We start from the raw sequence: 3,761 nt of genomic DNA, 5'->3' as shown, positions 1-3,761 counted from the left end.
CAATGGAGGCCCCCTCGCCGGAACAGGGAGGGGCGGCTCCCTGCCGGGCTCTCGCCTGGAAGCTGACGGGCCGAGGCGCACGGCGTTGCCCGGCTGAAGCAAACGCGCGCCATGCCCACCCTGATAGGCGCGCGGCCTGGCCGCGCTGGCACGCAAGGAGGCAGCCCCATGGCGGAGCACACCGAATCCCCCATCAACAGCGCCACGCCGGTGAAGGAGCGCGACGAGCCCCAGGACCTCCAGGGCTTCCTGGACGAGCTTGGCAACAGCCGCGAGTTCCAGGTGAATGGCGTGGACGCCCGGAAGGGAGCGGAGGCGGTGTTCTGCACGCTGGCCCGGCGCCTGTCCGACGGAGAGGACCTCAAGCTGCTCTGGTCGCTGGGGAAGGGCGGCATCGGTGCCATCCTCGGGACGTGCGACATCCACCGGGGCCCGTCCCACGCGAAGCGCATGGGGCGCGCGGAGTTCATCACCGACGTGGCGGACCACCTGCGCATCCCCGTGGACCAGGCGCAGCGCGTCCTGACGGCGGTGTTCACCGCCATCCGGGACAGGATTCCAGAAGACGAGGTGGCGGCCGTGGCCTCGCAGCTCCCGGCGGACCTCGCGGACCTGTGGCGCCGGCCCGTCTAGAGCCAGCGGCTACCTGCGCTTGGGCTTCTTGAGGAAGCGGCTCAGGCGCACCTTGCCCAGGCCCCGTCCGCCGAAGAGGTACCAGGTGATGGCCGCGCCGAAGAAGGCCGCCGCCACCGCGATGCCCACGACGCCGAGCACCGGCACGTTGCCGTACATCCACGGCTTGGGCGCGAAGGAGATGAACGCGCCCACGATGAACCCGCACGCGCACAGGCCCATGAAGGCAATCACCGCCGCGCTGCGCAGGTTCTCATTCAGCTTGTCGAACTGGTCCGCGCGCACCGTGACGGTGAACTTGCCGGACTCCATGTCCAACAGGATTTGCGACAACTGCGTGGGCAAGTCCTGCGCCATGGACTGGAAGCGCAGCAGCGTGCGCATCAGCCCGCCCTGGAGCTGCATCGGATCGTAGCGCCCGGCGAGCAGCTCCTTGGCGTACGGCAGCGCCACCTCGATGATGTTCATCTCCGGGTACAGGCTGCGCAGCATGCCCTCCGTGGACACGGAGGCCCGGCTGAGCAGCGCGTACTCCTTGGGGATGCGGATGCGGTACTTCACCGCCAAATCCAACAAGTCCCGCAGCAGCGAGCGCGTGTCCACCTGTCCCAGCGTGGTGGCCAGGTGCTGGCCGAGCAGCGCCTCGATGTCGTTGCGGAAGCCCACCAGGTTGGCGCGCGCGTCCGGCACGCCCACGCGGTAGAGGATGCGCGCCATGGACTCGCTGTCCTTGAGCGCCACCGCCAGGCACAGCATGACCAGCGTCTCCTGCATGGGCCGCGACAGCCGGCCCACCACGCCGAAGTCCAGCAGCGCCAGCCGGTGGTCCTCCATCAGCAGGAGGTTGCCCGGGTGCGGGTCGCCGTGGAACAGGCCGTCCTCGAAGAGCTGCCGGAAGGAGGCGTCCAGGATGTTCTGGGCAATCGCCTTGCGCTCGGGCTCGCTCAGCTCCGCGGGGTTGAGCTTCACGCCGCGGATGAACTCCAGCGTCAGCACCGTGCGGCTGGACAGACTGGAGTAGACGCGCGGAATCTTGAGGTAGGGCCGCTCGCGGTGGTTCTCCAGGAAGGCCCGGATGTTGGTGGCCTCGTTGATGAAGTCCAGCTCCTCGTGGATGGCCCGGTCGAACTCGTCCACGATGCCGGTGGGCGTGTACACGCCCGTCTCCTCCACCACGGCCTCCAACAGGCGCGCCAGGCTGCGCAGCACGCCCAGGTCGGAGTCGATGCGCTCGGCGATGCCCGGCCGCTGCACCTTCACCACCACCTCTTCACCCTCCAGCGTCACCGCGCGGTGCACCTGGGCGATGGACGCGGCGGCCAGCGGCGCCGGGTCGATGGCGGCGAAGAGGCTCTCCACGGTGGCGCCGAGCGAACCTTCAATCTGCGCGCGGACCTCCTCCAGGGTGATGGGCTCCACGTGGTCCTGGAGCATGGCCAGCTCGTCGATGTACTCGGCGGGCAGCAGGTCGGCGCGGGTGGACAGCACCTGGCCCAGCTTGACGAAGGTGGGGCCCAAGTCGTTGAGCAGCATGCGGAAGCGCCGCGCGGTGGAGGCGCGCTGGGCCTCCGGCGAGACTTCCACCTTCTCCTTGCGGCCGAGGATGCGCCACAGGCCCGCGCGCTCCGCCAGCTCGCCAAAGCCGTGGCGCGCCGCGATGACGGTGATTTGCCGCACGCGGTTGAGGTCTTGGAGAATCACGGGGCGTTCCTGTCCTCTACGTTACGCCGGGACGGCCGGCTTCGCCACGAAGCGCAAGAGCACGTAGCCCACCACCGCGGAGAGCAGCGAGCCCACCAGGATGCCCAGCTTGGCCTCCGTGAGCAGCGCCGGCTGGTGGGGGAAGGTCAACCCCGCCACGAACAGCGCCACCGTGAAGCCAATGCCCGCCACCACCGCCACGCCGTGGAGCTGCGGCAGCGTCGCGCCGCCGGGCCGGTCCGCCACGCCCAGCTTCACCGAGCCCCAGGTGAACAGGAAGATGCCCACCTGCTTGCCCACGAAGAGGCCGGCGATGATGCCCAGCGGCAGCGGCCGGAGCAGGTCCGCCCAGCCCATGCCCTCCAGGGAGATGCCCGAGTTGGCCAGGGCGAAGAGGGGGACGATGCCGTACGCCACGGGCACGTGCCACAGGTGGACGAAGCGGTTGAGCGGCGGCTCCAGCTCCTCCAGGCGCTCCTCGATGTAGAGAATCTGCGCGCCCCGGGCCGTCTCGTCCATGGCCGTCTGGAGCGCCCGGTCCACGTAGAAGCGCAGCTCCTCCAGCACCTGCCGGCCCGGACGCAGGGCGCGCGCGGGCATGAACAGGCCCAGCACCACGCCCGCCAGCGTGGCGTGGATGCCGCCGTGGTGCATCGTGTACCAGAGCGCCGCGCCCGCCAGCGCGTACGCCACGCCGTTGCGCACCTGGAAGTGGTTGAGGCACGCCAGCACGGCGAGCACGCCCAGCGCCCCCACGAGCCAGCTCACGTGGAGCCCCGTGCCGTAGAACAGGGCGATGACGAGGATGCCGCCGATGTCATCGAAGATGGCCAGCGCCGTGAGGAACACGACCAGCCCGTGGCTCACCCGCGCCCTGACCAGCGTGAGGCAGCCAATGGCGAAGGCGATGTCGGTGGCCATGGGGATGGCCCAGCCCGCCTGCGCGGGCGTCCCCTGGTTGAAGACGGCGTAGAGCGCGGCGGGGACAATCATGCCGCCCAGCGCGGCGATGAGCGGCAGCACCGCGCGGGAGAAGGTGCGCAGCTCGCCGGAGCTCAGCTCGCGCTTGATCTCCAGGCCGATGACGAAGAAGAACAGCGTCATCAAGCCGTCGTTGATGAGCTCGCGGACGGTGAAGCCCGCGTGGACGCCCGCCACCCCCACCGTCATGCGGGCGTCGAACACGGCGAAGTAGGTGGCGGCCCACGGCGAGTTGGCCCACGCCAGGGCGGCCACGGCGCACGACGCCAGCAGGATGCCGCTGGCCGCCTCCAGGCGGAAGAAGGCTTGGATGGGGGCCAGGGCCACGCGGAAGAGCGCGGGCACGGGAGGCCGGGGCCGGGCCTCGGAGGGAGGGGGTGTCTGCGCCATGCGGCGCGCAAGATGCACCGCGTCGCCGGGCATGGCACCCGTTTTCAGCGGTGGGG

Annotated in this window: 3 protein-coding genes; 1 reads left to right on the top strand and 2 read right to left on the bottom strand. The window is 70.2% G+C overall.

Annotation, left to right across the window (positions count from 1 at the left end; all coding sequences use genetic code 11):
* Window positions 1-168: 168 nt before the first annotated feature.
* Complete coding sequence (locus tag G4D87_RS35025) at window positions 169-633, top strand: DUF2267 domain-containing protein (RefSeq protein ID WP_163787032.1); 465 nt, start codon at window positions 169-171, stop codon at window positions 631-633.
* A gap of 9 nt (window positions 634-642) precedes the next feature.
* Here G4D87_RS35025 and G4D87_RS35020 read toward each other — a convergent pair whose 3' ends face one another.
* Together G4D87_RS35020 and nhaA are read right to left on the bottom strand one after the other, a co-directional pair.
* On the bottom strand, window positions 643-2,334 hold the full coding sequence (locus G4D87_RS35020) for an ABC1 kinase family protein (protein ID WP_163787030.1): 1,692 nt from the start codon (window positions 2,332-2,334) through the stop codon (window positions 643-645).
* Window positions 2,335-2,355: 21 nt separating this feature from the next.
* The gene (gene nhaA, locus G4D87_RS35015) at window positions 2,356-3,705 is read right to left on the bottom strand and encodes a Na+/H+ antiporter NhaA (RefSeq protein ID WP_163787028.1); all 1,350 of its coding nucleotides are present in this window, start codon (window positions 3,703-3,705) and stop codon (window positions 2,356-2,358) included.
* Between the last annotated feature and the right edge of the window lie 56 nt (window positions 3,706-3,761).

It is taken from the genome of Myxococcus vastator (assembly GCF_010894475.1).
Lineage (GTDB): Bacteria > Myxococcota > Myxococcia > Myxococcales > Myxococcaceae > Myxococcus > Myxococcus vastator.
Note: the sequence above shows the minus strand (reverse complement) of the source record. Positions and strands in the feature narration are given on the sequence as shown.